The 26369-nt window shown below is 65.7% G+C and carries 26 protein-coding genes; 12 read left to right on the plus strand and 14 right to left on the minus strand.

Annotated features, from left to right (window positions below):
• Nucleotides 1-74: 74 nt before the first annotated feature.
• Together H6A21_RS01625 and glf are read right to left on the minus strand one after the other, a co-directional pair.
• Entirely contained in the window at nt 75-1121 is a 1047-nt protein-coding gene (locus H6A21_RS01625; protein ID WP_204559851.1) for a glycosyltransferase family 2 protein, read from the minus strand.
• Nucleotides 1114-2316, minus strand: a complete 1203-nt coding sequence (glf, locus tag H6A21_RS01630; RefSeq protein ID WP_204559852.1) for a UDP-galactopyranose mutase — start codon at nt 2314-2316, stop codon at nt 1114-1116. Before glf ends, H6A21_RS01625 begins: the two co-directional genes overlap by 8 nt.
• A 158-nt stretch (nt 2317-2474) precedes the next feature.
• Here glf and pta point away from each other — a divergent pair, with 158 nt between their 5' ends.
• Complete coding sequence (gene pta / locus H6A21_RS01635; protein WP_204559853.1) at nt 2475-3461, plus strand: phosphate acetyltransferase; 987 nt, start codon at nt 2475-2477, stop codon at nt 3459-3461.
• Between the two features lie 152 nt (nt 3462-3613).
• On the opposite strand, the gene H6A21_RS11270 is transcribed toward pta, so the two are convergent.
• From H6A21_RS11270 to xseA, 7 genes are all read right to left on the minus strand, one after another.
• Nucleotides 3614-3898 carry a HepT-like ribonuclease domain-containing protein gene (locus tag H6A21_RS11270; RefSeq protein ID WP_204559854.1) on the minus strand — a complete coding sequence of 95 codons (285 nt, stop codon included), beginning with the start codon at nt 3896-3898 and terminating at the stop codon, nt 3614-3616.
• A 73-nt stretch (nt 3899-3971) separates the two neighbouring features.
• Nucleotides 3972-4271 carry a nucleotidyltransferase domain-containing protein gene (locus tag H6A21_RS01645; RefSeq protein ID WP_204559855.1) on the minus strand — a complete coding sequence of 100 codons (300 nt, stop codon included), beginning with the start codon at nt 4269-4271 and terminating at the stop codon, nt 3972-3974.
• A 70-nt stretch (nt 4272-4341) separates the two neighbouring features.
• Nucleotides 4342-5823, minus strand: a complete 1482-nt coding sequence (malQ, locus tag H6A21_RS01650; RefSeq protein ID WP_204559856.1) for a 4-alpha-glucanotransferase — start codon at nt 5821-5823, stop codon at nt 4342-4344.
• A 212-nt stretch (nt 5824-6035) separates the two neighbouring features.
• A complete protein-coding gene (locus H6A21_RS01655; RefSeq protein ID WP_204559857.1) occupies nt 6036-7205 on the minus strand; it encodes an acetate/propionate family kinase in 1170 nt (389 codons plus the stop codon).
• 181 nt (nt 7206-7386) lie between these two features.
• On the minus strand, nt 7387-7722 hold the full coding sequence (locus tag H6A21_RS01660) for a histidine triad nucleotide-binding protein (protein ID WP_204559858.1): 336 nt from the start codon (nt 7720-7722) through the stop codon (nt 7387-7389).
• A gap of 295 nt (nt 7723-8017) precedes the next feature.
• Nucleotides 8018-8287 (minus strand): exodeoxyribonuclease VII small subunit, encoded by a 270-nt coding sequence (xseB, locus tag H6A21_RS01665; RefSeq protein WP_204559859.1) that lies wholly within the window; start codon nt 8285-8287, stop codon nt 8018-8020.
• Between the two features lie 15 nt (nt 8288-8302).
• The gene (gene xseA, locus H6A21_RS01670) at nt 8303-9766 is read right to left on the minus strand and encodes an exodeoxyribonuclease VII large subunit (RefSeq protein WP_204559860.1); all 1464 of its coding nucleotides are present in this window, start codon (nt 9764-9766) and stop codon (nt 8303-8305) included.
• Between the two features lie 262 nt (nt 9767-10028).
• Here xseA and H6A21_RS01675 point away from each other — a divergent pair, with 262 nt between their 5' ends.
• Entirely contained in the window at nt 10029-10193 is a 165-nt protein-coding gene (locus H6A21_RS01675) for a hypothetical protein (RefSeq protein WP_204559861.1), read from the plus strand.
• A 282-nt stretch (nt 10194-10475) separates the two neighbouring features.
• On the opposite strand, the gene H6A21_RS01680 is transcribed toward H6A21_RS01675, so the two are convergent.
• Nucleotides 10476-11189 carry a zinc metallopeptidase gene (locus tag H6A21_RS01680; RefSeq protein WP_204559862.1) on the minus strand — a complete coding sequence of 238 codons (714 nt, stop codon included), beginning with the start codon at nt 11187-11189 and terminating at the stop codon, nt 10476-10478.
• A gap of 88 nt (nt 11190-11277) precedes the next feature.
• Nucleotides 11278-12411 carry a ribonuclease D gene (gene rnd, locus H6A21_RS01685; RefSeq protein WP_204559863.1) on the minus strand — a complete coding sequence of 378 codons (1134 nt, stop codon included), beginning with the start codon at nt 12409-12411 and terminating at the stop codon, nt 11278-11280.
• 92 nt (nt 12412-12503) lie between these two features.
• Here rnd and H6A21_RS01690 point away from each other — a divergent pair, with 92 nt between their 5' ends.
• The 5 genes from H6A21_RS01690 (at nt 12504) to H6A21_RS01710 (ending at nt 18052) form a co-directional block, all read left to right on the plus strand.
• A complete protein-coding gene (locus H6A21_RS01690) occupies nt 12504-13421 on the plus strand; it encodes a diacylglycerol/lipid kinase family protein (RefSeq protein ID WP_204559864.1) in 918 nt (305 codons plus the stop codon).
• Nucleotides 13422-13820: 399 nt separating this feature from the next.
• Nucleotides 13821-14390, plus strand: a complete 570-nt coding sequence (locus H6A21_RS01695; protein WP_204559865.1) for a hypothetical protein — start codon at nt 13821-13823, stop codon at nt 14388-14390.
• Between the two features lie 81 nt (nt 14391-14471).
• Nucleotides 14472-16229 (plus strand): ABC transporter ATP-binding protein, encoded by a 1758-nt coding sequence (locus tag H6A21_RS01700; RefSeq protein WP_204559866.1) that lies wholly within the window; start codon nt 14472-14474, stop codon nt 16227-16229.
• Nucleotides 16222-16968, plus strand: a complete 747-nt coding sequence (locus H6A21_RS01705) for a CbiQ family ECF transporter T component (RefSeq protein WP_204559867.1) — start codon at nt 16222-16224, stop codon at nt 16966-16968. The genes H6A21_RS01700 and H6A21_RS01705 overlap by 8 nt, the downstream gene beginning before the upstream one ends.
• Nucleotides 16969-17104: 136 nt before the next feature.
• Entirely contained in the window at nt 17105-18052 is a 948-nt protein-coding gene (locus H6A21_RS01710; RefSeq protein ID WP_204559868.1) for an RsmB/NOP family class I SAM-dependent RNA methyltransferase, read from the plus strand.
• Between the two features lie 268 nt (nt 18053-18320).
• Here H6A21_RS01710 and H6A21_RS01715 read toward each other — a convergent pair whose 3' ends face one another.
• On the minus strand, nt 18321-18497 hold the full coding sequence (locus H6A21_RS01715) for a hypothetical protein (RefSeq protein WP_204559869.1): 177 nt from the start codon (nt 18495-18497) through the stop codon (nt 18321-18323).
• Between the two features lie 334 nt (nt 18498-18831).
• Here H6A21_RS01715 and H6A21_RS01720 point away from each other — a divergent pair, with 334 nt between their 5' ends.
• Nucleotides 18832-19851 carry a hypothetical protein gene (locus H6A21_RS01720; RefSeq protein ID WP_239462568.1) on the plus strand — a complete coding sequence of 340 codons (1020 nt, stop codon included), beginning with the start codon at nt 18832-18834 and terminating at the stop codon, nt 19849-19851.
• Nucleotides 19852-19963: 112 nt separating this feature from the next.
• Here the strand turns inward: H6A21_RS01720 and H6A21_RS01725 are convergent, their stop codons facing one another.
• Together H6A21_RS01725 and H6A21_RS01730 are read right to left on the minus strand one after the other, a co-directional pair.
• Complete coding sequence (locus H6A21_RS01725; protein ID WP_204559870.1) at nt 19964-20851, minus strand: DegV family protein; 888 nt, start codon at nt 20849-20851, stop codon at nt 19964-19966.
• Nucleotides 20852-20943: 92 nt separating this feature from the next.
• Nucleotides 20944-21390 carry an RrF2 family transcriptional regulator gene (locus tag H6A21_RS01730; protein ID WP_204559871.1) on the minus strand — a complete coding sequence of 149 codons (447 nt, stop codon included), beginning with the start codon at nt 21388-21390 and terminating at the stop codon, nt 20944-20946.
• A 230-nt stretch (nt 21391-21620) separates the two neighbouring features.
• Between H6A21_RS01730 and sufC the strand changes: the two genes are divergently transcribed.
• Genes sufC through H6A21_RS01750 form a run of 4 tightly spaced genes read left to right on the plus strand, consistent with a single transcriptional unit; the run spans nt 21621 to nt 26343 of the window.
• Nucleotides 21621-22394: a Fe-S cluster assembly ATPase SufC gene (gene sufC / locus H6A21_RS01735; RefSeq protein ID WP_204559872.1), complete on the plus strand. Its 774-nt coding sequence runs from the start codon at nt 21621-21623 to the stop codon at nt 22392-22394.
• A gap of 9 nt (nt 22395-22403) precedes the next feature.
• On the plus strand, nt 22404-23816 hold the full coding sequence (sufB, locus tag H6A21_RS01740; RefSeq protein WP_204559873.1) for a Fe-S cluster assembly protein SufB: 1413 nt from the start codon (nt 22404-22406) through the stop codon (nt 23814-23816).
• Entirely contained in the window at nt 23816-25090 is a 1275-nt protein-coding gene (locus tag H6A21_RS01745) for a SufB/SufD family protein (RefSeq protein WP_204559874.1), read from the plus strand. The genes sufB and H6A21_RS01745 overlap by 1 nt, the downstream gene beginning before the upstream one ends.
• A complete protein-coding gene (locus tag H6A21_RS01750; RefSeq protein WP_204559875.1) occupies nt 25087-26343 on the plus strand; it encodes an aminotransferase class V-fold PLP-dependent enzyme in 1257 nt (418 codons plus the stop codon). The genes H6A21_RS01745 and H6A21_RS01750 overlap by 4 nt, the downstream gene beginning before the upstream one ends.
• Nucleotides 26344-26369 lie beyond the last annotated feature (26 nt).

Genomic DNA, 26369 nt, shown 5'->3' on the forward strand with positions numbered 1-26369 from the left:
AAACGGAGCGCTGCGCGCATGCGCACGGCGCTCCGCAAACCTATCACACAGATGCCCTCCCGGGGCCATCTGGCCTAGTTGAACTTGAAGATCTTGCTCGCCAGATGATAGGCGCCGACGGTGAACTTGTTGCCCACGCGAGTCGGCAGGTTCGTGCTCACACCGAGCACGCCGTAGCGCGCGTGGCGGTACATCCGCTCGTCGTAGGTCTTGAGGTCACGCCACAGGTCGCGAGTCCACACCTTCGCCTCGGGATTGTCCGAGAGCTTCGAGAACACCGTGCAGATCGTCATCATCATCGTGAAGTAATGCATCATGTAGGAGCGCAGGCGCGTCGGCTCGACCTCATCGTAGAGGTGGTAGGCCTCCATCATGATGCGCGTGATGCGGAACTGCTGGTCGAGCCGCTTGACCATGGTCTGCTCGTTCACGCTTTGGCCCTCGCGCCCGATGAAATAGCGGTAGAGGTCGATATCTGCGTAGTAGAGCGTCTTGCAGCGCGGCAGCGGCACGTACGCGTAGATGTTGTCGACGTAGAACGTGTGCGCGGGTAGCGGCAGGTCGGCCGCGCGCAGCACGTCGGTGCGGTAGCACAGGCTGTGCATAAGCAGGTTCTGGTCGGGCCGGAAGTGGCCGACCTCCTCCCACCCGAAGATCTTCTTGCGCGGCAGGGCGCTGCGGTAGCCGATCGTCTGATGGGTGCCCTCGTGGACCTTCTCGTACACGTAGTTCGAGATGAACAGGTCGACGCGCAACCCGCGCTCCTCGAACCCGCGCAGGATGGTGAGCATGGTCGAGAGCGCGGAGGCGTCGAGCCAGTCGTCGGAGTCGACGACCTTGTAGTAGGTGCCCTGGGCCTCACGCAGGCCGGAGAGGACGGCGATGCCGTGACCGCCGTTCTCCTGATGCACCGCGCGGATGATGCCCGGGTAGCGCGCCTCCCACTCGTCCGCCTTCGCCGGTGTCTCGTCGACGCTTCCGTCATCGACGATGATGATCTCGATGTCGGGCGCATAGCCCGACCCCTCGAGGATCGACGTGATGCAGTGGTCCATGTCGGCCGCGGCGTTGTAGGACGGGATGCCGAACGTGACGACCTTGTGGGTCTCGTGGCTACGCATGGCAGGCGATGATCTCATCCGACAGCGTGAGGGCGGAATCCGTCACGGCGTCCATGTCGTAATAGCGGTACTCGGCAAGGCGACCCACCGGATGGAAGTTCGTGAGGTTCACCACGCGGTCGAGATAGCGCTCGTACAGGGCGCGGTTCTCGGGGTCGAGGATCGCGTAGTACGGGGTCTGGCCGCTGCCGGGCTCGTAGGCGTGGCTGTACTCCTTCATGATGGTGGTCTTGCCGGGCAGGACCTGACCGGTCATGTTCTTGAACTCGGTGATGCGCGTGTAGTCCTCGCTCGTGGTGTAGTTCACGGTGCCGACCGGCTGGAACTGGTCGACGTCGAGCGTCTCGAACTTCATGTCGAGCGTGCGGTAGGGCAGCGCGCCGAGGTCAAGGCCGAACAGCTCGTCGAGCGGGCCGGTGTAGACGATCTCGCCGCCGTAGACCTTGCCGCACACGCTGACGCTGGTCTCGCCGATCTCGAAGATATCGCGAGCGTCGACGTTCACGAACACGTCGATCAGGTCATGGTCGAGCATGTTCTCGAACAGGGCCGTGTAGCCCTTGGCCGGCATGCCCTGATAGGGAGCCTGCGGGAAGTAACGGTCGTCGTCGCCGATGAAGATGGGGACGCGGCCGGTGACGGACGGATCGATCTGATCTGGGGTCTGACCCCACTGCTTCATCGTGTAGTAGAGGAAGACGTTCTCGTACACGTAGTCGGCGATCTCGACGAGCTCGGGGTCATTCTTGGAGCGCAGCTCCATGATGGGGACCTTCTTGTCCTCGCCGAACGTGTCGACGAGCTTGCGGTAGAGCTGCTCGCCGCGCTCCTCGCCGAAGGCGAGCTTCATGCTCTTGTGGTTGAAGGGCACGGGCATGAGGGTGCCGTGGATGTTGGCGAGCACCTTGTGCTGATAGTCCGTCCACTCGGTGAAGCGGGACAGGAAGCTATGGACGCGCTCATTGAAGGTATGGTAGATGTGCGGACCATACATATGGACGAGAATGCCGGCGTCATCCAGACAATCGTAGGCGTTACCAGCGATGTGGTTCCTGCGCTCCAACACGGCGACACGGAATCCCGAGGTCTCCGCCAGACGACGGGCGCACACCGCGCCCGCATAGCCTGCGCCGACGACGATCATGTCGTACGAATCGGGATTGAAGTCTTGCGGTAGTCCAGACGTGACCTGCATCACAACTCCTTGTGCTATTCCCAATACCAAAAAACATCAGCGGCGCACGCGCACGCAAATTGTTTTCAGGATTATAGCGCTCAAATCATATAATGTTCATTGCCACACAAGGAAAGCTCAACACCTGTATTGTGCTGGGCCAAGATGCAAGGAGAATCATGAGCGATTTCCTTAACCGTATGAAGGCTGCCGCCAAGGCCGACCTGAAGACCATCGTGCTTCCCGAGGGCGAGGATCCCCGCACCATCGAGGCCGCCAAGAAGATCGTCGAGGAGGGCCTGGCGAAGCTCGTCATCCTGGGTAAGCCCGAGGATATCGACGTCGAGGGCGTCACGGTCATCGACCCGACGAGCCCCGATGCCCCCAACCACGAGGCCTATGCGCAGAAGTTCGCCGAGCTTCGCGCCAAGAAGGGCGTGACCATCGAGCAGGCCCGCGCCCAGATCATGGACGCCACCTACTACGGCACCATGATGGTCAAGATGGGTGACGCCGACGGCCTCGTCTCCGGCGCCTGCCACTCAACCGCCAACACCTTGCGTCCCGCGCTGCAGATCCTGAAGACGGCCCCGGGCACCAAGCTCGTCTCCGCCTTCATGGTCATGTGCACGAAGACCCCTGAGTTCGGCGCCGACGGCACGCTCGTGTTCGCCGACTGCGGTCTGAACATCGACCCGACCTCCGACGAGCTCTCCGAGATCGCCATCGCCTCGGCGAACTCCTTCAAGACCTTCATGGGCGATATCGAGCCCAAGGTCGCCATGCTCTCCTACTCCACCATGGGTTCCGCCGGCGGCGACACCGCCAAGAAGGTCCAGGAGGCCACCGCGTTCGCCAAGGAGAAGGCTCCCGAGCTCGCCATCGACGGCGACCTGCAGCTCGACGCCGCCATCGTCCCCACCGTCGCGCAGCTGAAGGCCCCCGAGTCCACCGTTGCCGGCCACGCCAACGTGCTCGTGTTCCCGAACCTCGAGTGCGGCAACATCGGCTACAAGCTGGTCCAGCGCTTCGGCCAGGCCGAGGCCTACGGCCCGATCCTGCAGGGCATCGCCAAGCCGGTGAACGACCTGTCCCGCGGCTGCTCCGCCGACGACATCGTGGGCGTCGTGGCCATCACCGCCGTCCAGGCGCAGATGGCTGAGTAACCCTCAACTCATCTGATTTGGCAGAAGGCCTCCGGGTTCGTCCGGAGGCCTTCTTTTTTGCTTCGAAGCTGTTGGCGTTCGGGTGACGCTGTTTATGCCAAATCCCTCATTGATAGGATGCTCGATATTCATCGATGACACTCACGATAAAACTAATCGTTGTCAGTGGAAATCAAGTCGCTCGGAGAAGCTGCAAGGGAAGGAATATCTTCGATAACAACCTTCCAAGCTATGGCGCGATCGATTTCCGCATATCCATGCGCCACGAAATTCCTGAAACCCCTGATGTTCTTCCATGCCACCGAAGGGCATGCATCTTGAACTCTATCCGAAAGGTGAATTGCGTCCTCAGCAACCCGATATACAGGATTCATCACGGCGTCGTACGCAAGCTCACCTTCAAACGAGCGATCATCGCAAAACGATTCCCTTGTCATTGCGAAGTATTCGATACGTTACCTGATGATGTTTGCATCGTCGATTATTCGAAGCATGATATCCATGTCGCGATCAGCTGGCAGCATAAAGCAACACCTCATCTTGCTTTATACGATCATAGAATCGCGGGCGCATCTGCGACGGAGGGGCGGTCACGATATCGAGCCGCACGCCAAGGCGATGCTCGAGCGCCACTCGTATATCATCCAGGTCCCCAAACGTGATGGTATCGCCACACAGAAACCGCAGGTCGAGATCGCTTCGATCCGATTGATCGCCACGAGCGTAAGATCCGAACAGATACGCCTCTTTAACGTCATAGTGTTCCAGCTCTTCTGAAAGGGCACGCTGAACATCCTCTCGCGTCGGCACGGGTCCTCCTCTCATCCTATTTCGCAGTATACCCATCAACAATGCACTGGCCTCTCAAGCTTAGACCCCATCAGATGCGGTAATACAGCTCCATGTTACGGCGGACGCGAGCGGCCAGCTCATCGCTGTCGAAACCGGGCACGGCGCGCCAGCACCAGTTGCCGCCTGTCGTCGAGGGCACGTTGATGCGCGCCTCGCTACCCAGCTCCAGCAGGTCTTGCATCTGGACGATGGCGAGGTCGGCGGGGCTCGCCCAGATGGCGCGCATGAAGCCCCAGCCCTCCCCTTCTGCCGGATCGAGGTGCAGATAGGCGCGCGCATGGGCGACATCGTCCGGAAGCGCCGTCACGAGCCATCCCAGGGCCGTGTCGTTGTCATGGGTACCCACATAGGCCACGCAGTTGGTGGGATAGGAGAAGGGCAGGTAGGATGCCCCGCCACCGTCGCGCGAATCGAAGGCGAACTCCAAGATTTTCATGCCGGGAAACCCGGTATCGGCCAGCAGGGCGCGCACCGAGGGCGTGAGGTAGCCCAGGTCCTCGGCAACGATATCCACGGCCCCGAGCTCCTCCTTCAGCGCACGGAAGAACTCGATGCCCGGCCCCGGGCGCCAGCGGCCGCCTGCCGCGGTCGTGCTGCCCGCCGGGATGGCGAAGTATGAATCGAATCCGCGGAAGTGATCGATGCGCACGATATCGTAGAGCGCGAACTGGGCGCGGACCCGGTCGAACCACCACCGGTAGCCGTCTTCGCGCATGCGCTCCCAATCGAACAGCGGGTTGCCCCATACCTGGCCGATCTCGGAGAACGCATCGGGCGGAACGCCGGCGATCTCATGGGGTCGCAGCTGCCCGTCGAGCTCGAACTGCTCGGGGCGCGACCACACGTCGGCGCTGTCGCCGGCCACATAGAACGGCAAGTCGCCCATGATGCGCACCCCTGCAGCCCCAGCATAGGCGTGCAGCGCCTCCCATTGGCGGAAGAACAGGTACTGGACGGCTTTCCAGAGCTGGATGTCGTCCGCATGGTCTTCCCGAGCGCGTGCGATCGCATCCGGCTGACGCCTGCGCAGACCGTCTTCCCATCGGTCCCACGGAGCGCCGCCGTGCGCGTCCTTCAGCGCCATGAACAGGGCGTAATCATCGAGCCAGGCAGCCTCGCGAACGCAAAACGCATCGAGGCCCGAGCATCCGGCCGCAAGCAGGCGGCCGGTGGCACAGCGGAGCACGTCGAAGCGCTCGCGATAGAGCGCACCGTAGTCCACCCGCTCCGGGTCGTCGCCCCACGGGCGCTCCGCGTACTCGCTGGGCTCGAGCAGGCCCTGCGCGGCCAGGTCGTCCAAATCGATCAGATAGGGATTGCCGGCAAACGTCGAGAAGCTCTGGTACGGGGAGTCGCCGAAGCCCGAAGGCACGACGGGCAGCACCTGCCACACCGACATCCCCGCCGCAGCGAGGAAGTCGACAAACCGCCGTGCCGCAGCGCCCAGGGTGCCAACGCCCCACGGCGACGGCAGCGATGTCACCGGCATCAAGATTCCCGCAGCCCTCATATGAACCTCCCGCGCGACAGATGGGTCGTATCCGTTATAGCATGCGCGCCGGAAGATAGTCAGCGGCAACGACCCCGGAAAACCCGCCGCGCGTCGCCGGCGCGATCGTGCGTGCCGGGCGCACCGCAGCCCGCTCCGATACGAACGAAGCCCCGCACATTCCGGCGGGGCTTCGAGCACATGCGACTATCGGCTGGATTCGCGCAGACCGCTTACTTGCCGAGCAGCGCCTCGACGTCGAGGGCGATCATGAGCTCCTCGTTGGTGGGGACCACGAGGACGGTGATCTTCGAATCCGGCGTGGAGATGACGCGCGGCTCGTCGGAGCGGATCTTGTTGAGCTCAGGGTCGATCTTGACGCCCATCCACTCGAGGCGCTTGGCGACACCGGCGCGCATGGTGACGGAGTTCTCGCCGATGCCCGCGGTGTAGGCCATGGTGTCGACGCCCTCCATGGAAGCGGCCATCTCGCAGAACAGCTGGGAGGTGCGGTAGTAGAACATCTCCATGGCCATCTTGCAGTTCTCGTCGCCGTTGTTCATGCCCTCCTCGATATCGCGGGAGTCGGAGGACTTGCCGGAGACGGCCAGCAGGCCAGACTTCTTGTTCATCATGGTATCGATGTCATCGATGCTCATGTTGGCGACGCGGTTGAGATAGAAGACGGTCGCCGGGTCGACGGTGCCGCAGCGGGTGCCCATGATCAGGCCGTCGAGCGGGGTGAGGCCCATGGTGGTGTCCATGCACTGACCGTCCTCGATGGCGCACAACGAAGCGCCGGAGCCGAGGTGGCAGGAAACGAGCTTGTGGGTCTTGTCGCCCATCATCTCGTGCACGGTGCGCCAGATGAAGCGGTGGCTCGTGCCGTGAGCACCGTACTTGCGCACGTGGTACTTGTCGACGATGTCGCGCGGGATGGCGTAGCGCCAGGCCTGCTCGGGCATGTTGTAGTGGAACGCGGTGTCCGGAACGATGACGTTGCCGAGCTCGGGGAACATGTCGCGGCAGATCTCGATGACGTCGGCCTCGGCGTAGTTGTGCAGCGGGGCAAGCGGCGCGACCTCGCGGACCCAACCCAGGGTCTCGTCGGTCACGACAGCGGACTCGGGGAAGTACCAACCGCCCTGAACGACGCGGTGGCCGATGCCCTCGATGGGCTGATCGACGGTCTTCAGGATCTCGAAGACATGGGAGATGGCCGTCTTGTGGTCGGGCATATCGACCTCGAGCTTGCCCTTGACGCCGTTCTCCTCGTGGCCGATGAAGGAGCCGTCGATACCGATGCGCTCGCAGTTGCCCTTGGCGAAGACCTCGCCGGTCTCCGTGTTGAGCAGCTGGTACTTAAGGCTGGAGCTGCCTGCGTTGATAACGAGAACGTTCATGTATCTCCCATCTCAATCAAACGGTACCGCCGACAGACGCCGACGGACTCACAACGTTCTTATGATACGCCCAAAAGCGCGGCGGGTGGTCAAAAGAAGCAACATGAGGACACTTCAGGTACAGCTACCATGCGCTTTTGCGCTTGCACCCGATACGTCCGCCCATGCTGCGCGCGATGTCCTACAGCAGGTTCTCGCCGAGGTCCGTGCCACCGAGCACGTGCATGTGGAAATGCATGACCGTCTGCCCGGCAGCCGCGCCCGTGTTGGCGATCACGCGGAAACCGTCTTCGAGCCCCTTCGCGCGCGCCACCTCGGAGATCGCGTGCGTCATGGCGGCGAGCACCTCGCCCGGCACGCCGTCGACGATGTTCGCGTAGTGCTGCTTCGGGATGACGAGCGTATGCACCGGCGCCTGGGGATTCAGATCGTCGAACGCCATGACGAGGTCGTCCTCGTACACGACGGTCGAGGGAATCTCGTGAGCAGCGATTTTGCAGAAGATGCAGTCGTCCATGGATGGTCCTTCTCTCTATCGGCGAAATGCGCGTCGGGAGCGCACCTCCGTGCGCCCGGCCGACGCCTGTTCCCTATTGTCGCATGACGGCCGCGGGTGCGCAGGGGAAATGCCGACGGCTGCGCGCGCACTCGCGGCACCGTCGCCAAGACGCAACCGCTTCGCTCTCGAATACGTCCCGCATACGCAGGGCCGACCAGCGCGAACGCCGCCGCGATGCGGACCGCTATCTCCGCGCGCCCCGCAGCATCCCCGCTGCGCACCCGAGACGGCAGGCGCGCGGCGGGAGCGTTCCTTAGAACGACAGGGTATCGCTCGTATCGGCCGCCTCCGCGGGCACAAGCGTGTCGGTGCCGTCGACGTCGGCAAGCAGCACGCTCACCTTCTGCTCGGCATCGGCAAGGCGCGCGCGCAGGCTGCGCAGCAGCTCCACGCCGCGCGTATAGCTCGCCAGCGAATCCTCGAGCTCCATATCGCCGGACTCGAGGTTGCGGATGATGAGCTCGAGCTCCGTGGAAGCCTCCTTGTAGGTGAGCTCCTCGACCTTCTTGTGCGAATCTGCCATGGTATGTCTCCTCATCTATCGTGTGGGCGCGTCGGCGCCCACATGGCGCTCGACCGACCCGACCTGTGCAAACACGTCGCCGTCGACGAGCCCGATGCGGACCTCGTCGCCCGGCGCGACATCACCGGCGTGCGTGACGACGCCCGCCGGACCGTACGTGATGGAATACCCACGCGCGAGCACCTTGAGCGGCGAGAGCGCGTCGAGCGAGGCGGCGGCCGCCGCAAGGTCCGCCGCGCGCGCGGCGGTGACGGCGCGCCCCTCATGCGCCAGGCGCGACGCGGCGAGGTCCAAGGCATGCCGGTGCGCCGTGAGTTCAGAGGTCGTCGCCACCAGGCGTGGAGCCGCCCCGGCGAGACCCACGGCGAAGCGCTCCTGCGAGCGGGTGATGGCGCTCGCGAGCCGGTCTGCCGTCTGCATGAGATCGGCCTCCCGCCGCTCGAGCATCCCCGTGGGACTCGCCAGGCACGGGCGGCGCGCCGCGGCGTCAAGTGCAAGCACCAGGCGCTCGAGACGGGCCGCCATCGCGCGCTCGAGGCGCGAGCGCTGGCCGTCCACATCCCCCGCGACCCCGCGCACCAGAGCCGACATCGACACGCCCAGGCGCCGCTCGCGCGCGTCCAGCACGTCGATCAGGTCGCTCATAGCCGGCGCCACCGATTCAGCCGCCGCCGTGGGAGTGGAACAGCGCCGGTCGCTCACCATGTCGCAGATGGAGGTATCCGGCTCGTGCCCGATACCCGTCACGACGGGCACCGGGCAGGCGGCCACGGCGCGGGCGAGGCCCTCGTCGTTGAACGTCATGAGGTCCTCGAACGAGCCGCCGCCGCGCACGAGCAGGATGCAGTCGGGCGCGGGCTCGATCGCGGCGGCGCGGGCAAGCCCCTCGATCAGCTCGGCCGGGGCGCCCTCGCCTTGGACCTTCGACCCCACGCAGATGAGCTCCACCAGCGGGTTGCGCCGGCGCAGCGTCCGCTTGACGTCGTCGATGACCGCGCCCGAAAGCGACGTGACCACCGCCACGCGCGTGCAGAACACCGGGATGCGGCGCTTGCGGGCGTCGTCCATCAGCCCCTCGCGACGCAGCTTCTCGGCAAGCGCCGCCACCTGCTGGCGAAGCAGTCCCTCGCCGGCCAAGCTGAACGAGCGCGCCACGAAGCTCATGCGGCCCGTCGCCTTGTACAGGTTGAAGTTGCCCGTCAGGTTCACCTGCATGCCGTCGCGCAGATCGAACGTGCGCTTGGCGTACGAGCCGCGCCAGATGATGCAGTCCACCGCGCAGCTGTCGTCTTTGATCTGGAAGTAGCAGTGCCCGCTTCGGGCGTTCGGCCCGCGAAAGCCCGTGACCTCACCGAGCACCGTGAGCTGCGGCAGCGCATCGAGCGCACCCGCGGCCATCTCGACGGCCTGCGACACCGACAGGGCATCGCCGTCCGTATGTCCGGACGAGGCCGTCCCGGTCAGATTCCAACCCGGCATGTCACACTCCCCTCTTCGTTCTCGCCGTGCATCGCAACCAGTCTATCGCATCGCCGGGACATAACAGCACGCCCGTGCGCGCACATCGAATCGGGCGTAGCGCCGTCGCGCATGCTGGCGACGCGCGCGGAGCCACGCCCTCTTCCCCTCATTCACTCCGTCTGGTATTCGCTCATTCCGCACGCGATGAGATCACGGGCGGACGTGCTAGGATTATGCCGCATGATGCCCACCACCCCCGAATCGAAAGAGGGATGTTTCTATGTTCAAGACCAAAAGCCCGGTTCCGTTCATCATCATGATGGTGATCGTCGCGATCATCGCGATCGCGCTCATCTTCGTCGTGCCCGCGCTGCTGGGCGACCCCACCGTCACCACAACGGACGGCGCGACGACCTGGAGCTGGAGCGGAAGCTTCGAGTTCTAGCGACACGCCGGCTGTCCGGCTTTCGCGGCCAGGGACGCGCAGGCGAGACGGGTGCGGGCGAGGATAGCTCCGCGCGCCCGCACCCGTGCAGCGCGCGTCCGCAGGCGCCCGGCACGGGAGCGCCGGGCGCGAGATAATGCATTCAATGGCTCCCGAGGACGTTCCGGCAACAACGGGCTGCGCCCCAGGATGTACACAGCCGAGCTGCGGACATCCTGGGGCGCAGTGCATAATCCGTGACTGTACGCGTCCGCAGGCGCGACGCCACGATGCGCAAGGCGCCTAATCCCGATCGTTACGCGTGCGGCTGAGCAGGTAGAGCAACTGCAGGATGGACGTGAGTGCCGCCGCGACGTAGGTGAGGGCGGCAGCCGTGAGCACCTTTTTCGCTCCGCGAACGTTCACCTCGCTCATGCCGGACTGCTGGATGTAGGCCACCGCGCGACGGCTCGCGTCGATCTCGACGGGAAGCGTCACGAGCTGGAAGATCACCGAGAAGGCGAACAGGCAGATGGCGAGCGTCGTCAGGCCCGCGATGTTCATGATGACGCCTAGGAGGAACACGATCATCCACACGCTCTGCGACAGGTTCACCACCGGCACGAGCGCAGTGCGCACCCGCATCATGAAGAAGCCCTGTGCGCGCTGGGCGGCGTGCCCCGCCTCGTGACAGGCAACCGCCACGCTCGCGACCGACCCGCCGGTCATGTTGTCGTTCGACAGATAGAGGTTGTTGTCGCGCGGGTCGTAGTGGTCGGTCAGGTGGCCGGCGACGCGCCTGATGCCCACGGATTCGCACCCGTTGGCGTCAAGCATCTCGCGCGCCACCTGCTCGCCCGACTCCCCGTCGCTTTTCACCTTCGACCACGTGCGGTACGTCTTGTTGATATAGCTCTGCGTGGCGAGGCCGAGCACGAGCGACACCACCACGAGCACGAGATAGGCCGGGTCGATGTACATCCCGAGCCCGTATCCATAGCCATAATACGGAAACATGTTGACTCCTTCGTCGAACCCCTTCTTGCAGGTCTGTTGGCATCCCTTGTACCCAAAGTGCGCGCATTGCGATGTCTCAGGCCTTCGGCTAGAGCGTCTCGACGCGTCCGTCTTTCACGGTAAGGCCCATGTTGCCCGACAGCAAATCGTCGAGCAGCGACCCGACGAGCTCGAAGCGCCAGCCCTCGCGCAAGGGGCTGCGCTCGGGATGCTCGATATAGCCGCACAGGTCGTCGCGGCTCGCGATGATCGAGGTCGCCACGCCGGAGCGCTCCGACACCAGACGCAGCAGGGCGTACATGAGGTCGCACACGCTGTCGGTCTCGGGAGTGGGCGCATGCCGCGCGTGCCCTGCGCTCGGCAGGTTGTCGACCGGACAGCGCGTACCGTTCCCGATGGCGATCAGCGCCGCCTCGACATCGCGCTCGGAGAGCTGGTCGGTACCGCGCACGCGGCGGAAGTCGCCGACATCGCGGGGGGCGCGCTTCACGAGCGCGACCAGGGTCTCGTCGGACATGACCCACTTGCGGGGGATGTCCTGGCGCTCGGCGCGGCGCTCGCGCCAGGCGGCGAGCTCGCGGGCGATCGCCAGCTGCCGGCGCGTGCAGGAGTTGATGCGCTTGACGCGCTTGTAGGCCTGGCGCGGCTCGACCACGTAGTGCGCGCGATCCGCCAGCGGGCGCATCTCGTCGACGACCCAGCGCATGCGGCCGAGCTCCTCGAGGCGCGCTTTGATATGCCCGTATGCGTCGATGAGGTAGCGCACGTCGTCGAGGGCGTACTCGATCTGCTTGTCGGTGAGCGGCCGGCGCGACCAATCGGTCAGCGACTCGCTTTTCGGCAGCGTCACGCCGCAGAAGGCGTGCACAAGGCCGTTGTAGGATATCTGCATGCGCTCACCGAGGAAGGCCGCGGCGACCTGCGTGTCGAAGATGGGCGCGGGAAGCGCCCCGAGCGCATGGTAGATGACCTCCATATCCTGCGAGCAGGCGTGAAAAACCTTGAGGACGGCCGTGTTCGCCATGAGGTCGGCAAGCGGCGCGAGGTCGTCGAGCACGATGGGGTCGATCGCCACGCACTCGTCGGGGGTTGCCACCTGGACCAGGCACAATTTGGGGTGAAACGTCTTCTCGCGCAAAAACTCGGTATCGATCGCGACGGCCTGGTAGGACGCCGCGCGCGAGCAGAACGATTCCAGCTCCTCGTATGTGGAGATATACATGCCTCACCTGTTGATGTTTTGGTTCAACCTCCAGTCGGAGGTAGGATAACGACATTCATAACTATACTCGGCTTCGATACATCGGGAAACTCATGCGCTGCCTCATCATCCATAACCCAGCATCCGGACCCAGCTCCGATGAGATCTTCGCGTTCGCCCGCGCGCTCGCGACGGGCGGCGATGAGATCTGCATGCGCTTCATCGGGTCGGGCATGGAGGCGGCCGACGCCACCGCCGACGCGCGCGCCTTCGACCGCATCGTCGTCTCCGGCGGCGACGGCACCGTAAGCAACGTCCTCGACTGCCTGCGCGACACCCACGTCCCCATCCTCGTGTTCCCCTCCGGCACGGCGAACCTGTTCTTCAACAACATCGGCAACGCTCCCGAGGCGGCGGCGCTCGCGGCCGCCTGCCGGCGCGGCAAGACGAAAAGCGTCGACATGGGCGAGCTGTTCTGGAGAGACGAGGCGGGCGACATCCAGCGCCACGGCTTCACCATCATCGCCGGCTCGGGCTTCGACGCCGCCATCATGCAGAAGGCGGCGCCGAGCAAAAACGAGATCGGCGAGATCGCCTACGCGCTCGCGGCCCTTGCCACCCCCGAGCCCCCGGTGGCGCACTTCACGATCGAGCACGACGGCGTCGTCGACGAGTACGACGGCATCGGCTGCATGGTGGGAAACACCGCCGTCATCCAAAACGACATCAACCTGTTTCCCGACTGCCGCATGGACGACGGCCTCATCGACGTCACGATCATCCGGCCCGCAAAGACCGTCGAGCTGCTACCGACGCTGCTCGCCGGCGTGTTCGACCCCGCGGGCAAGGGGCTCGGCCGCCCGCAGTTCACGATGTTCCAGACGCGCGAGGTGAGGATCACGGCGTCCCCGTCGCTCGGCATGCAGTTCGATGGCGAGCTCATCCCCAACAACAGCGGCGTGTTCGGCGCCCGCGTGCTGCCGAACTGCCTCGACCTCATCATCGACGACTTCTCGAAGCTGAACGGCTGACGGCAGGCGGCAACCCGCAAAAGGCGGCGGGCTTCGGCTCGGGCGGGCCGAAGCGGTAACAGTGTCGAAATAAAAATGCAGACCGTCTTCCCAGTTGGAACTCTGCTGTGCTATAGTGCCCCCAACGCGGCACACGCTGCACGATCTTCGATTATCCAGAAAGGAGCCACCAGCATGAAGAACCTCTCCTCCGCTCTCAACAACTGGTGGTGGCGTGATGTGGATCCGGTCGGTCGACGGTGAGTCCCTCACGCTCGTCTTTTCGTAGCGCGCATAGGCCTCCGGTCTGACCGGGGGCCTTTTTTCGTGCTCGACCGAACCGCCCGCATCACGCGCCTCCGCCTCGCCCCATCCCCCAACGACGCACCTTTTCCATCTCGCGAAAGAAGGATGATCACCATGACCCAGACCACCACCTCCCAGGCGCGCACCGTCACGACCTCCGACCACGGCAAGCTCGACATCAAGGCCCTCGTTCTGCTCGCGGTGCTGCTCGCCGCCGGCTTCATCCTGAACATGTTCCTCGGCAAGGCCATCGGCGCCATGTCCGCCGGCATGATCAACCCCGAGTTCATCATCTCCGCCTTCTGCCTCACCATCCTCGTCGTACGCCCGAACGCGATCCAGGCGCTCATCATCGGCCTCATCTCCGCTGCGGTCATCCAGCTCACCACGAGCCTGCCCGGCGCCGACTTTGTCGCCGAGGGCGTCGCCGCCGTCCTCATGGCCCTCATCGTCAACGCCGGCATGAAGACCAGCGCCCGCGCCATCATCCCCACGCTCGGCACCTTCGTGACCACGTTCGTCTCCGGCTTCATCTTCATGGTCATCCGCATGGTCCTCATGCAGTTCGACATGGCCATCGCCGCCGCGATGCTGCCGGTCGTGGCCATCACCGCCGTGTTCAACGCCGTGCTCGTGGGCGCTCTCTACGTGCCCATCAAGAAGGCCCTGAAGCTCAACGACTAGCGCCCTTCCGCCCGCCCGAGCACAACCGCCCGGGCGGGCGTCTTCTTGTCTTGCACCTCGACCTGTATCGGAAAGGCAACCATGGCAGCAATCATCGAGATGGACGGCGTGTCGTTCTCATACGGCTCCGATGCCGCCCACGCCCTCGACAACGTCTCGCTCACCGTGGAGGAAGGCGATTTCGTCGGCATCATAGGGCCGTCGGGCGCCGGCAAGTCGACGCTTGCCGCCTGCCTGTCGGGCGCCATCCCCCACCACTACACCGGTGAGCTGTTCGGCAGCACACGCGTGGCGGGATATGACACCTGCGACGTGTCACTCACCGACATCTCGAGAACCGTCGGCTCGGTTGCCCAGGACATCGATGCGCAGATGGTCGCGTCGATCGTTGAGGACGAGATCCTGTTCGGCCTCGAGAACTTCGGCGTGCCCCACGACCAGATCGAGGGGCGCATCGCGCACACGCTCGAGACGGTGGGCATCGCCGATCTGCGCCACCGCGAGATCGCCACGCTTTCGGGCGGCCAGAAGCAAAAGGTCGCCATCGCCGCCATCCTGGCGCTCGAGCCGCGCGTGCTCGTGCTCGACGAGCCCACCGCGGCCCTCGACCCGGTGAGCTCGAGCGTCGTGTTCGAGACGCTGTCCGACATCAACCGCCGTCTCGGCATCACCGTCATCGTCATCGAGCAGAAGGTCGCCCTGCTCTCCAGCCACTGCAGCCGCATCGTCGTCATGGACCGGGGGCGCATCGCGCTCACCGGCACCCCGCACGAGGTCTTCGGCGCATCAGAGCGCCTGCGCGCCATCGGCGTCGACAGCCCGCGCACCGTGCGCATCTCGAACAGCCTCGCCGCCTGCGGCATCGCACCCGACGCCACGCCCTGCCTGAACGTCGACGAGGCCTACCGGCTGATCGCCGGGCTCGTCAAAGACCTGCCGCACGCCGCCTCGACGCCGGCTGACGCGCCCGCGCCCTCCCCCCATGTAAGCGCGCGCCCGCACGCCGAAGGGGCCTCGCCCGTGCTCGAGCTGACCGGTGCGGGCTATAGCTACCCGAACGGCGGCGCCAGCGTGACCGACCTCGCCATGTGCGTGTACCCCGGCGAGCTCGTGGGCATCGTCGGGCAGAACGGCGCGGGCAAGACCACGATCACCAAGCTGCTGAACGGCCTCATCAAGCCCGCGCGCGGCAGCGTCGTCGTGGCCGGGCTCGACACGCGCGAGACCCCGGTGTCGCGCATCGCCGCCCACGTGTCGACGCTCTTCCAGAACCCCGATCGCCAAATCTGCAAGAACACGGTGCTCGACGAGGTCGCCTTCGGCCTCGAGCTCACCGGCGTCGACTCGGCCTCCGCGCGCGAGAGCGCCCGCGACGTCATCGAGCGCTTCGGGCTGCCCGCCACCGAGGCGCCGTTCTCGCTGTCGCGCGGCCAGCGCCAGATGGTGGCACTCGCCGGCGTCGTCGTCATGGAGCCCGAGATCGTGCTGCTCGACGAGCCCACGAGCGGCCTCGATTACCGAGAGTGCATGACCGTCATGGAGACGGTGCGCGACATGGCCGACCACGGGTGCGCCGTCGTGATGGTCTGCCACGACATGGAGGTCGTGAGCGACTTCGCCGAGCGCATCGTCGTCATGGCGAACGGCCGCATCCTCGACCGCGGCCCGGCGCGAGACCTGTTCGCCGACGCCGCCCTCATGGACGAGGCGAGCGTCACGCCGCCGCAGGTCATCGAGCTCGCCGCACGCCTTGCCCGCGACGTCTCGCCCGCCTTCGCCGGCATCACCGAGGTCAGCGATATCGTCCGTACCGTGAAGGAGCTGATGGGCCGTGCTTAACGTCATCGATTACGTCCCCGGCGACACCCTGCTGCATCGCCTGAACCCCGTCACGAAGCTCGCGCTCGCCGCGGCGATCGTGGCCGCGACGTTTCTGGCCGACAGCTACCCGGCGCTCATCGCCCTGCTGGCGCTCACCCTGGCGCTCGCCGCGTACGCCGGCGTGTTCGGACGCCTCGCGCGCCTGCTGAAAGTCCTCGTGCCCATCGCGCTCATCATGCTTGTGCTCCAGACCGCCTTCACGCGCAGCGGCACCCCGCTTATCGGCTTCGTGACCGACGAGGGCCTCATCACGGGCGGCAAGGCCTGCCTGCGCCTGCTCGGCGTCGCGCTGCCGCTCGTCCTCATGCTCATGGTCACGAAGCTGAACGACCTGGCGAACGCATGCGTGGAGAAGCTGCACATCCCCTACCGCTACGCGTTCACGTTCAGCACCGCCCTGCGCTTCGTTCCGGTCTTCTCGCAGGAGATGAACGCCATCATGGAGGCGCAGACCGCCCGCGGCGTGGAGTACGACACGCGCAACCCCTTCAAGAAGCTCAAGCTCATGCTGCCGCTGTGCGTGCCCCTGCTCATCTCCAGCGTGAGCAAGACCGACGCCTGCGCCCTCGCCGCCGAGCAGCGCGGCTTCTATCTGCGCACGCGCGAGAGCTGCTATAGACGCTATCCCTTCGCCGCCCGCGACGCCGTGGCCTTCGCGCTTGCCGTGGCGCTCATCGTCGGCGGCATCCTGCTGTAAGGCCGCCCGCCGCCCGCACGTCGTCCGGTGTGGATAGGCGCGTGCGGGCGGCACGTTTTTGGCGACGTGCGGCACACAGGCGCCCCGGTTGGTTCACAATGGGTGTGAACAGGTACCGCCACCGACAGGAGCACCCATGCCGACAACGCGCGACATCCCGGAATTTCTCGCCCAGCGCCTCGACGACGCCTACGATGCGGACACCGTCGCCCGCATCCGCGACGGCTTTCGCGCGGCATGCGACAGGCCGGTGACGCTGCGGGCGAACACCCTGCGCGCCGGCGCCGACGAGGTCGCCACGGCGCTTTCGGACGCGGGCATCCCCTGGACGCATCTCAGCTGGTACCCCGACGCCTTCATCCTCGACGGCGTGCGCGAGCGGGCTGTCTGGGACCTCGAGATCTACCGCGCGGGCAAGGTCTACCTGCAGAGCCTGTCGTCCATGATGCCGCCGCTCGCCCTCGCCCCGCGCGCCGGCGCGGACATCCTCGACATGTGTGCCGCCCCGGGAGGCAAGACGAGCCAGATCATGGCGCTCGCCGGCGGGCAGGCGCATCTGACGGCCTGCGAGATGAGCCGTCCGCGCGCCGAGAAGCTCGAGTACAACCTGGACAAGCTCGGCTGTGTCAACGTGCAGGTCATGCGCGTCGATGCGCGTCGGCTTGACGAGTTCTTCTCGTTCGACCAGATCCTGCTCGACGCGCCCTGCACCGGCACGGGCACCATCAGCACGGGCGACGAGCGCGCTGAGCGCCGCATCAGCCCCGAGCTCCTCGCCAAGGTCGCAAAATCGCAGCGCGCCCTGCTCGACCGCGCGCTCACCGTGCTGAAGCCCGGCGGCACCCTCATCTACTCAACCTGCTCCATCCTGCCGGAGGAAAACGAGCGGCAGGTCGCAGCGGCGCTCAAGCGCCACCGCGACTGCGAGGTTGCCCCCGTTGCCATCGGGGGTCTCGACCGTGCGGCGGACGACGCCCCGCAGACGCTCCCCTGCGCCCTCGACGGCGCGCTCACCATCTGCCCGACGCGCGACTACGAGGGCTTCTTCATCGCCGCGATCAAGAAGGCAGCGCGCAAGCGCTAGACATCGCCGACGGGCGGCAGGTTACCTGGAACAGACACGTAGTCGTCGCCGCCCCGCCTCATCCGCTCACCCCGGCATCAACCAACTTGTCATACATCTCGCTAAGCGACCCTCTTAGCGAGATGTATGACAAGTTGGTTGTGCTGGCATCCAGCGCGCCGGCATGAAGCCGCTCGTACTCAGAACACACAGCCACGCGTGTCGGCGAGCGGCAACGCTGGCAATCGATTAGATACAGATATAGATATGTATGAGCGATACGCCGCGGCTACCGGCTGTGCTTGCCGCGCCCGGTCCGCTGCCGGTCGCGGGCGCGCAGCGCCTCCTGCTCGCGACGACGCTCGCCACGCTCCTTGATCGCAGAGTAGATGCTATACAGCACCGCGGCAACGATAACCGCCCCGATGCACAGGGCGACTGGAGCGAGTATGTCCATGATGCCCATGCATCCCACCGCCAATCTGGTATCGGGCACCCCGAGCGGGCGCCCCGTCATGTCAGCTAGCTTACCAAAACATCGGTGACCGCACCTGAGACCGGCGGTCTTCACCCAAAAGAACAGGAGGGCACCATGCGCGAAGGGAGTGCGCAAGATCGAGCATCGCGCGCACCCCATGCAGCGCGCGGGATGTCCCCCGTGGCTTTCGGCATCGATGCGGAGCCTTTGCGATGAGGGGCGCCTTGACGTATCATGCAACACCCCGAGGGGTACATTTGGTCTGAACAGACACATTGCCCTGTTGCCCTACACACCTGAACACGATGAATACGAGGCCGCCATGAGCCATGACGATATGGATACCCAGCAGATGCCGACACCCGGACGCGATGGCGGCGAGCCGCCCCTGCGCGTGCCCGCCGAGCTGTCGGAAGACATCGTTGCCGCCGTCGACTTCTCCGAGATCGAGCTCGACCCGGCAATCACCGAATCGCCCCATGTCGTCACACCCGTGGGCGTGCTGCCGCTCGAGCCCTCCCCCATCGAGGGAACCCTGCGCAAGGCCGCGCTGCGCGTGCCGGACGAGATCGAGGAGGCGACCGGCTTCTCGCTGTTCGGCCGACGCATCCGCTCGATGCTCTACTCCACCGACGTCGCCGTCATCCGCAACGCCAACGCCGACGCGGTCTTCGCCGTCTACCCCTTCACCGCGCAGCCGGCCATCACTCAGGCGCTCCTCACGGCCGCCGAGTGCCCCGTGTTCGTGGGCGTCGGCGGCGGCACGACGCAGGGCAAGCGCTCCGTCCAGCTCGCTGCGGTCTCCGAGATGCAGGGCGCGGCGGGCGTCATCGTGAACTCGCCCGCCTCCGCCGAGATGGTCTCGCAGATCGTCGGCATCGTGGACATCCCCGTCATCGCGACCGTCGTGCGCACCGACGACGCGCACGCCAAGGTGCGCGCGGGGGCGAAGATCATCAATGTCGCCGCCGGCCGCGAGACGCCGTCCGTCCTGCGCGCGCTGCGCGAGAGCTACCCCACGCTGCCGCTCATCGCCACGGGCGGCAAGACCCCCGACAGCGTGCTGGAGACCATCCGCGCCGGCGCGAACGCCATCATCTGGACCCCGCCCTCGGCGCAGATGCTGCAGGCCGACATGATGCAGCGCTATCGCGAGCTCAAGGCGGAGGGCGAGGACCCCGTGCCCTCGATCGACCCGATGTCGGCCGGCGAGGTGAACCCGCTCGACGCGCGCCCGGACATCCCCTTCCCCGACGACGTGATCGACAACGTCGCGGTCGAGCCCGAGCCCAAGCCGGGCTTCCCGCGCTTCTTCTTCCGCAACCGCGGACGGCGCTCGTAGCCGCGCGGGACAGAACACGGCGCGATATGGAAAACGACGCGGAGCGATCCGCGTCGTTTTCCATAAAACCGATGTTGTCGAACGGACCGATCGGCCCGCCCCGTCGCGGCGCCTAGTCGACGCGCTCGTCGCCCATGAAGAACAGGGCCACGGTGCCGGGGCCCGTGTGGGCGCCGATGACCGTACCGATGTCGGAAATCTCGACCTTGTCCTTGAGCGCGGGGATGCGCTCGCCGATGAGATCGGCCACGGCAAGGGCGTCCTCCAGGCAATCGGAATGCGAGATCGCGCAGCGGCCGGTGTAGGCGGCGCCGTCCTCCACGTGGTCCATCATGTTGTCGACCACGCGCACGATCGCCTTCTTCTTGGTGCGAATCTTCTCGCGCGGGATGAGCTTGCCCTCATAGTCCACGTTCATGACCGGGCAGATCTTGAGCGCCGTGGCGATGAGCGCGCTCGTCGCGGACACGCGGCCGCCGCGCTTCAGGCAATCGAGGTCGCTCACGAAGAACCAATGGTTCACGTTGAGCTTATGCCCCTCGGTCCACTCCACGAGGTCATCGAAGCCCATGCCCGCATCGCGCTTGTCGGCCATGTACTCGACGAGCAGGCCGAATCCGGCGGAGGCGGCAAGCGAGTCGATGACGCGGATCTTGCGCTCTGGATACTTCGGCGCAAGCGTCTCGGCCGCAAGGCACGCGGAGTTATAGGTGCCCGAGATGCCGGAGGACAGCGACACATGCAGGATGTCGAGTCCCTGCTTGAGATAGGGCTCCCAGAAATCGACGTACTCGCCCGTGCCCACCTGCGACGTCTTTGCCTGGGAGCCGGCCTTGAGCTTGCCGAAGAACTCCTGCGGGGTCGTCGACTGGTAAAGGTCGTCGGTATAGGTCTTGCCGTCCATCTCGTAATGGAAGCACACGTAGCCGATGTTGCGCTGCTCGAAGAACTTACGCGGCATGTCCGCCGTCGACTCGCAGGAAATCAGGTAATCCGCCATACGCACTCCTTCGTGATGTTGCATCAACCCCCGCCGTGCGGGGTCTTCCCTGCCGGTAATCGATTATCGCACGACGAGGGGTGCGACCGGCGCTAAACTTCTACGCCCGACAGGTCGACGTCGAGCTTCAGCTCGGGTACGCGCGCGAGGTCGGCGAGCGTCACGCCGTCGACGTAGGTGTCGATGGCCTCCTCGAGGCCAGCCCAGAACTTGACGGTCGAGCATAGGTCAGAGCGCACGCAGGCGCCCTCGAGGCCCTCGCAGGCGACGGGCGCCGTCGCGCCCTCGGCCGCGCGCAGGATGTCGCCGGCGCGCACCTCGTCGGCGGGCTTGGCGAGCATGTAGCCGCCGCCCTTGCCGCGCACGCTCTTGAGGAGGCCCGCCGCCATCAGGGGACGCACGAGCTGCTCGAGGTACTTGAGCGAGATGCTCTCGCGCTCGGCGACCTCGCGCAGGGCGATCTTGCCCTCCGCATCGCCGAAGGCGGCTATGTAGATCATCAGGCGCAGCGCGTAGCGGCCCTTGGACGAAATCAGCATCGCACCCTTCCTCGTTCGCGACAGAATAGACGGACCGCATGACCATGCGTTTCGGCATGTGCGCGAGTCCTTGGAGCAATCGGCGAAGACCCTTGCGGAAGCGCTCCGTGCGGTCCTCTCATAATCTTAGTGGAATGCTCGGATTACTCCTTGACTATCATCCGGTACATCTTATCCTTAATCCGAGAGAATTCCTAGGGTTTATCCCACAAAGCGAGGAAGGACACCCGATGTCAACAGATGCGCTCCTCAGCGTAGCCGACCTGACTGCCTCGGTCGACGAGAAAACCATCCTCCACGGCGTGAACCTGCAGGTCGCCGCCGGTGAGACCCATGTCATCATGGGTCCGAACGGCGCCGGCAAGTCCACCATGGGCCATGTCATCATGGGCGACCCCGTCTATACCGTCAACAGCGGCTCCATCATCTTCGACGGGGCCGACATCACCGAGCTCTCCTGCGACAAGCGCAGCCGCGCCGGCCTGTTCCTGTCGTTCCAGGCGCCCGTCGAGATCCCCGGCGTGCCGCTGTCGAGCTTTTTGCGCGCGAGCATCGCGGGCCGTCCGGGCCTCGAGATGCGCGGCAAGGAGTTCCGCCGTCGCGTGAAGGAGCTCGCCGCCCAGCTCGACATGGACACCGCCTACCTCAACCGCGAGCTCGGCGTGGGCTTCTCCGGCGGCGAGAAGAAGAAGGTCGAGATGCTCCAGCTGCTGCTTTTGCAGCCGAAGCTCGCCATCCTCGACGAGACCGACTCCGGCCTCGACGTCGACGCGCTGTCCGTCGTCTCCCGCGGCATGGACGCCTACCGCTCCACCTGCGACGGCTCGCTTGTCATCATCACCCATAACACCCGCATCCTCGAGCACCTCGACGTCGACCGCGTCCACGTGATGGTGTCCGGCCGCATCGTGCGCGAGGACGACGCGAGCCTCATCCCCTGGATCGACGAGCACGGCTTCGAGTCGTTCGAGCGCGAGGCGGACGAGACCGCCGACGCGTGCTAAGGGGGACCCATGGCGAAAAAGCGCACCGAGGTCGCGGACATTGACCGCAGCCTCTACGATTTCAAGGATTCCGAGGAGGGATTCGAACGGCTCGACGCGGGCCTCACGCCCGAGATCGTGACCGAGATCTCTCAGCGCAAGGACGAGCCGGCCTGGATGCTCGACTTCCGCCTGAAGTCGCTCGAGATCTACAACTCCATGCCGAACCCCACGTGGGGGCCGTCGATCGCCGGCCTGGACATGGACCACATCGTCACCTACGTGAAGCCCAACACCGACCAGAAGGCCGATTGGGACTCCGTGCCCGATGACATCAAGAACACCTTCGAGCGCCTGGGCATCCCCGAGGCCGAGCGCAGCTACCTCGCGGGCGTGGGCGCCCAGTACGACTCCGAGCTCGTGTACCACAACATGCAGGACACCGCCTCGAAGATGGGCATCGTCTACTCCGGCATTGAGGAGGCGCTCCACGAGCCGAAGTGGGAGGCGATCATCCGCGAGAAGTTCATGACGCTCATCCCGCCCACCGACCACAAGTTCGCCGCCCTGCACGGCGCGGTGTGGTCCGGCGGCTCGTTCGTCTACGTGCCCGCCGGCGTGAAGCTCGACTTCCCCCTGCAGAGCTACTTCCGCCTGAACGCCGCCGGCGCCGGCCAGTTCGAGCACACGCTCATCATCGTCGAGGACGACGCTGACCTCCACTTCATCGAGGGCTGCTCGGCGCCCAAGTACAATGTGGCCAACCTCCACGCCGGCGCGGTCGAGCTGTTCGTGGGCAAGCGCGCGCACCTGCGCTACTCCACGATCGAGAACTGGTCCAAGAACATGTACAACCTGAACACGAAGCGCGCCCGCTGCGACGAGGAGGGCGAGATCGAGTGGATCTCGGGTTCCTTCGGCAGCCACGTGGGCTACCTCTACCCCATGAGCGTTCTCGCGGGCAGGAAGTCGAAGTCGAGCTTCACCGGCATCACGTTCGCCGGCGCCGGCCAGAACCTCGACACCGGTTGCAAGGTCGTACTCGGCGCGCCCGAGACCACGGCGACCGTCGAGACGAAGGGCATCTCCAAGGGCGGCGGCATCCAGACGTTCCGCAGCTCCATCGTGGCCACGCCCGCGGCCGAGGGCTCCGCGGCGACCGTCTCCTGCCAGTCGCTCATGCTCGATGACGAGAGCCGCTCCGACACCATCCCATCGATGGACATCCGCGCGAAGAACGTCGACATCGGCCACGAGGCCACGATTGGCCGCATCGGCGACGACAAGGTCTTCTACCTCATGAGCCGCGGCATCTCCGAGGAGGAGGCCCGCACCATGATCGTGAACGGCTTTGCGAACCCGGTGTCCAAGGAGCTGCCGCTCGAGTACGCCGTCGAGATGAACAACCTGATCAAGCTCGAGATGGAAGGGGCGATCGGTTAATGGATGCCCTGAAGATCAAACAGGCTAGCGCCATGCCCGCCCCCACCTGGGGCTGGCTGCGCATGAACGATACCGCCATCGAGATCCCCGCCGGTCTCGAGCGCGCCCGTGCCGTCACGATCGAGGCCGACGAGGACCTCACCGAGACCCACGCGAGCTTCGAGGGCGCCGTGGAGAAGCTCCAGGAGCGCCTGGACGCCGTGCGGGCCGACGCCCCCGACACGCGTGCCTGCGTGCGCGCCGCCGAGCGCGAGCAGGAGCTGTTGGACGACCTCGATACCCCCGCGCTTTCGGCCTACCAGCTCGCCGCCACGCGCGAGGAGATCGCAGGCGACGTGGCGCACGCCTTCGAGACCGGCATCGGCATCGATGCCCGCTCCTACCTGAACTTCCTCGCGGGCGGCACCGTCGTGCTCGCGACCGAGGAGGGCGCCTGCGAGCAGGCTATCGTGCGCGTCGCCGGCACCTCCGGGCACATGGCGGGCGCCGCGGTGGACGTCGTGGCCGCGAAGGGCTCCACGCTCGATGTCGTCATCTCGCTCGACGGCGTGGCCGACAGCAGCCGCGCGGCCGGCCTTATCGGCTCGGAGCTACGTGTGTTCGCCGGCGAGGGCGCCCGCGTGAACGTCACCGTCTACATCACCGCCGACGACGTGTTCACCGTGCTCGACGACGCGGGCTACGTGCTCGATGAGGGCGCCCGCGTGAACGTGCGCCACGTGGTGCTCGGCGGCGCCCACACCTACACCGGCCTCGCCTCCGACCTGCGCGGCGACACCGCCCGCATGGAGATCGACACGCGCTACCTCGCCGCAGGCGACGACACGCGCGACTTCAACTACATCATCCGTCATCGCGGCCGCCGCACGTTCTCCAACATGGATGCGAACGGCGTGCTCACCGGCACCTCGAAGAAGGTCCTGCGCGGCACGATCGACCTCATCCACGGCTGCAAGGGCGCCGAGGGCTCCGAACGCGAGACCGTGCTGCTCGCCAACAAGGGCGTCGACAACAAGACCGTTCCGGTTATCCTCTGCGACGAGGACGACGTCGCGGGCAACCACGGTGCGACCATCGGCCATGTTCGCCCCGAGCAACTGTTCTACCTTGGCTGCCGCGGCCTGTCCCAAGAGCAGGCGGAAGCCCTGTTCACCGCAGCCAAGCTCGAGGACGCCGCTCTTTCGGCCCCCGACGAGCAGATCCGCGCCAACGTCATTCGCCTCGGCTCCGCCCTCATCGAGGACTTCGCCGACTTCGAAGAGGAGATTGCATGATCGACATCGCGTCGAACCCCTATAAGGCCGACTTTCCCCTGCTGGCCGCCAAACCCGAGATCGCGTTTCTGGACAGCGGCGCCACCGCGCAGCGTCCCGCCTGCGTGCTCGACGCCCAGCGCACCTTCTACGAGACCATGAACGCGAATCCGCTGCGCGGCCTCTACTCGCTGTCCGTGGAGGCGACCGAGGCCATCGAGCGGGTGCGCGCCCAGATCGCGCGCCTCATCGGCGCTGTCGACGACCGCGGGCGCGCGCTCGCGCGCGACGTCGTGTTCACGCGCAACGCGAGCGAGTCACTGAACATCGTGGCGAAGTGCTTCGCGCCGTGCGTGCTCGAGCCGGGCGACGAGGTGGCCATCACCATCATGGAGCACCACTCCAACCTCATCCCCTGGCAGCAGGCCTGCCGCGCGGCGGGCGCCACGCTCGTCTACCTCTACCCCGAGACCGACGGCACGCTGACCGACGAGGAGATCGCCGCCAAGATCGGGCCGCGCACCAAGATCGTGTCCGCCGCCCACGTCTCGAACGTCCTCGGCGTCGAGAACCCCATCAGGAAGCTCGCCGACGCCGTGCACGCGCAGGGCGGCTACCTTGTCACCGACGCCGCGCAGTCCGTGCCGCACATGGCGGTCGACGTGCGCGCGTTGGGCGTCGACTTCCTGGCGTTCTCCGGCCACAAGGCGCTCGGCCCCATGGGCATCGGCGTGCTGTGGGGGCGCCACGAGCTGCTCGAGATGATGCCGCCCATGCTCACCGGCGGCGAGATGATCGACTCGGTGACCGAGCAGGACGCCGTCTGGGCGCCCGTGCCCGAGAAGTTCGAGGCGGGCACGCAGGACGCCGCGGGCATCTTCGCCACCGGCGCCGCCCTCACCTACCTCACCGAGACCGTGGGCTACGACGCGGTGCGCGAGCGCGAGGAGGCGCTTATCGCCTACGCCATGGAGCGTCTCGCCACCCTCCCCTACGTGCAGATCATCGGACCTGCCGAGGCCAGCCGCCATCACGGCGTCATCAGCTTCAACGTCGAGGGCATCCACCCGCACGACGTCGCGAGCATCCTCGACATGAGCGGCGTGTGCGTCCGCGCCGGTCACCACTGCGCCCAGCCGCTGCTCACGTGGCTTCGCGTCGAGAATCTCGCGTGCTGCCGCGCAAGCCTCGCGTTCTACAACGACGCGTCCGACATCGATCGCTTCATCGATGCTCTCGGCAGCGTCTGGTCCACCTTCCACGGCGACAACTAGGACCCGTCCGGCTGCCGCCGTCCGCA

The sequence above is a fragment of the Collinsella tanakaei genome, from assembly GCF_016902615.1.
GTDB lineage: Bacteria > Actinomycetota > Coriobacteriia > Coriobacteriales > Coriobacteriaceae > Collinsella > Collinsella tanakaei_A.

Excerpts from the sequence above, each read along its gene's own strand:
- H6A21_RS01625 (WP_204559851.1), bottom strand. The coding sequence starts at position 1,121 with ATGCGTAGCCACGAGACCCACAAGGTCGTCACGTTCGGCATCCCGTCC.
- glf (WP_204559852.1), bottom strand. The coding sequence starts at position 2,316 with ATGCAGGTCACGTCTGGACTACCGCAAGACTTCAATCCCGATTCGTAC.
- pta (WP_204559853.1), top strand. The coding sequence starts at position 2,475 with ATGAGCGATTTCCTTAACCGTATGAAGGCTGCCGCCAAGGCCGACCTG.
- H6A21_RS11270 (WP_204559854.1), bottom strand. The coding sequence starts at position 3,898 with ATGACAAGGGAATCGTTTTGCGATGATCGCTCGTTTGAAGGTGAGCTT.
- malQ (WP_204559856.1), bottom strand. The coding sequence starts at position 5,823 with ATGAGGGCTGCGGGAATCTTGATGCCGGTGACATCGCTGCCGTCGCCG.
- H6A21_RS01655 (WP_204559857.1), bottom strand. The coding sequence starts at position 7,205 with ATGAACGTTCTCGTTATCAACGCAGGCAGCTCCAGCCTTAAGTACCAG.
- H6A21_RS01660 (WP_204559858.1), bottom strand. The coding sequence starts at position 7,722 with ATGGACGACTGCATCTTCTGCAAAATCGCTGCTCACGAGATTCCCTCG.
- xseB (WP_204559859.1), bottom strand. The coding sequence starts at position 8,287 with ATGGCAGATTCGCACAAGAAGGTCGAGGAGCTCACCTACAAGGAGGCT.
- xseA (WP_204559860.1), bottom strand. The coding sequence starts at position 9,766 with ATGCCGGGTTGGAATCTGACCGGGACGGCCTCGTCCGGACATACGGAC.
- H6A21_RS01675 (WP_204559861.1), top strand. The coding sequence starts at position 10,029 with ATGTTCAAGACCAAAAGCCCGGTTCCGTTCATCATCATGATGGTGATC.
- H6A21_RS01680 (WP_204559862.1), bottom strand. The coding sequence starts at position 11,189 with ATGTTTCCGTATTATGGCTATGGATACGGGCTCGGGATGTACATCGAC.
- rnd (WP_204559863.1), bottom strand. The coding sequence starts at position 12,411 with ATGTATATCTCCACATACGAGGAGCTGGAATCGTTCTGCTCGCGCGCG.
- H6A21_RS01690 (WP_204559864.1), top strand. The coding sequence starts at position 12,504 with ATGCGCTGCCTCATCATCCATAACCCAGCATCCGGACCCAGCTCCGAT.
- H6A21_RS01695 (WP_204559865.1), top strand. The coding sequence starts at position 13,821 with ATGACCCAGACCACCACCTCCCAGGCGCGCACCGTCACGACCTCCGAC.
- H6A21_RS01700 (WP_204559866.1), top strand. The coding sequence starts at position 14,472 with ATGGCAGCAATCATCGAGATGGACGGCGTGTCGTTCTCATACGGCTCC.
- H6A21_RS01710 (WP_204559868.1), top strand. The coding sequence starts at position 17,105 with ATGCCGACAACGCGCGACATCCCGGAATTTCTCGCCCAGCGCCTCGAC.
- H6A21_RS01715 (WP_204559869.1), bottom strand. The coding sequence starts at position 18,497 with ATGGGCATCATGGACATACTCGCTCCAGTCGCCCTGTGCATCGGGGCG.
- H6A21_RS01720 (WP_239462568.1), top strand. The coding sequence starts at position 18,832 with ATGAGCCATGACGATATGGATACCCAGCAGATGCCGACACCCGGACGC.
- H6A21_RS01725 (WP_204559870.1), bottom strand. The coding sequence starts at position 20,851 with ATGGCGGATTACCTGATTTCCTGCGAGTCGACGGCGGACATGCCGCGT.
- H6A21_RS01730 (WP_204559871.1), bottom strand. The coding sequence starts at position 21,390 with ATGCTGATTTCGTCCAAGGGCCGCTACGCGCTGCGCCTGATGATCTAC.
- sufC (WP_204559872.1), top strand. The coding sequence starts at position 21,621 with ATGTCAACAGATGCGCTCCTCAGCGTAGCCGACCTGACTGCCTCGGTC.
- sufB (WP_204559873.1), top strand. The coding sequence starts at position 22,404 with ATGGCGAAAAAGCGCACCGAGGTCGCGGACATTGACCGCAGCCTCTAC.
- H6A21_RS01745 (WP_204559874.1), top strand. The coding sequence starts at position 23,816 with ATGGATGCCCTGAAGATCAAACAGGCTAGCGCCATGCCCGCCCCCACC.
- H6A21_RS01750 (WP_204559875.1), top strand. The coding sequence starts at position 25,087 with ATGATCGACATCGCGTCGAACCCCTATAAGGCCGACTTTCCCCTGCTG.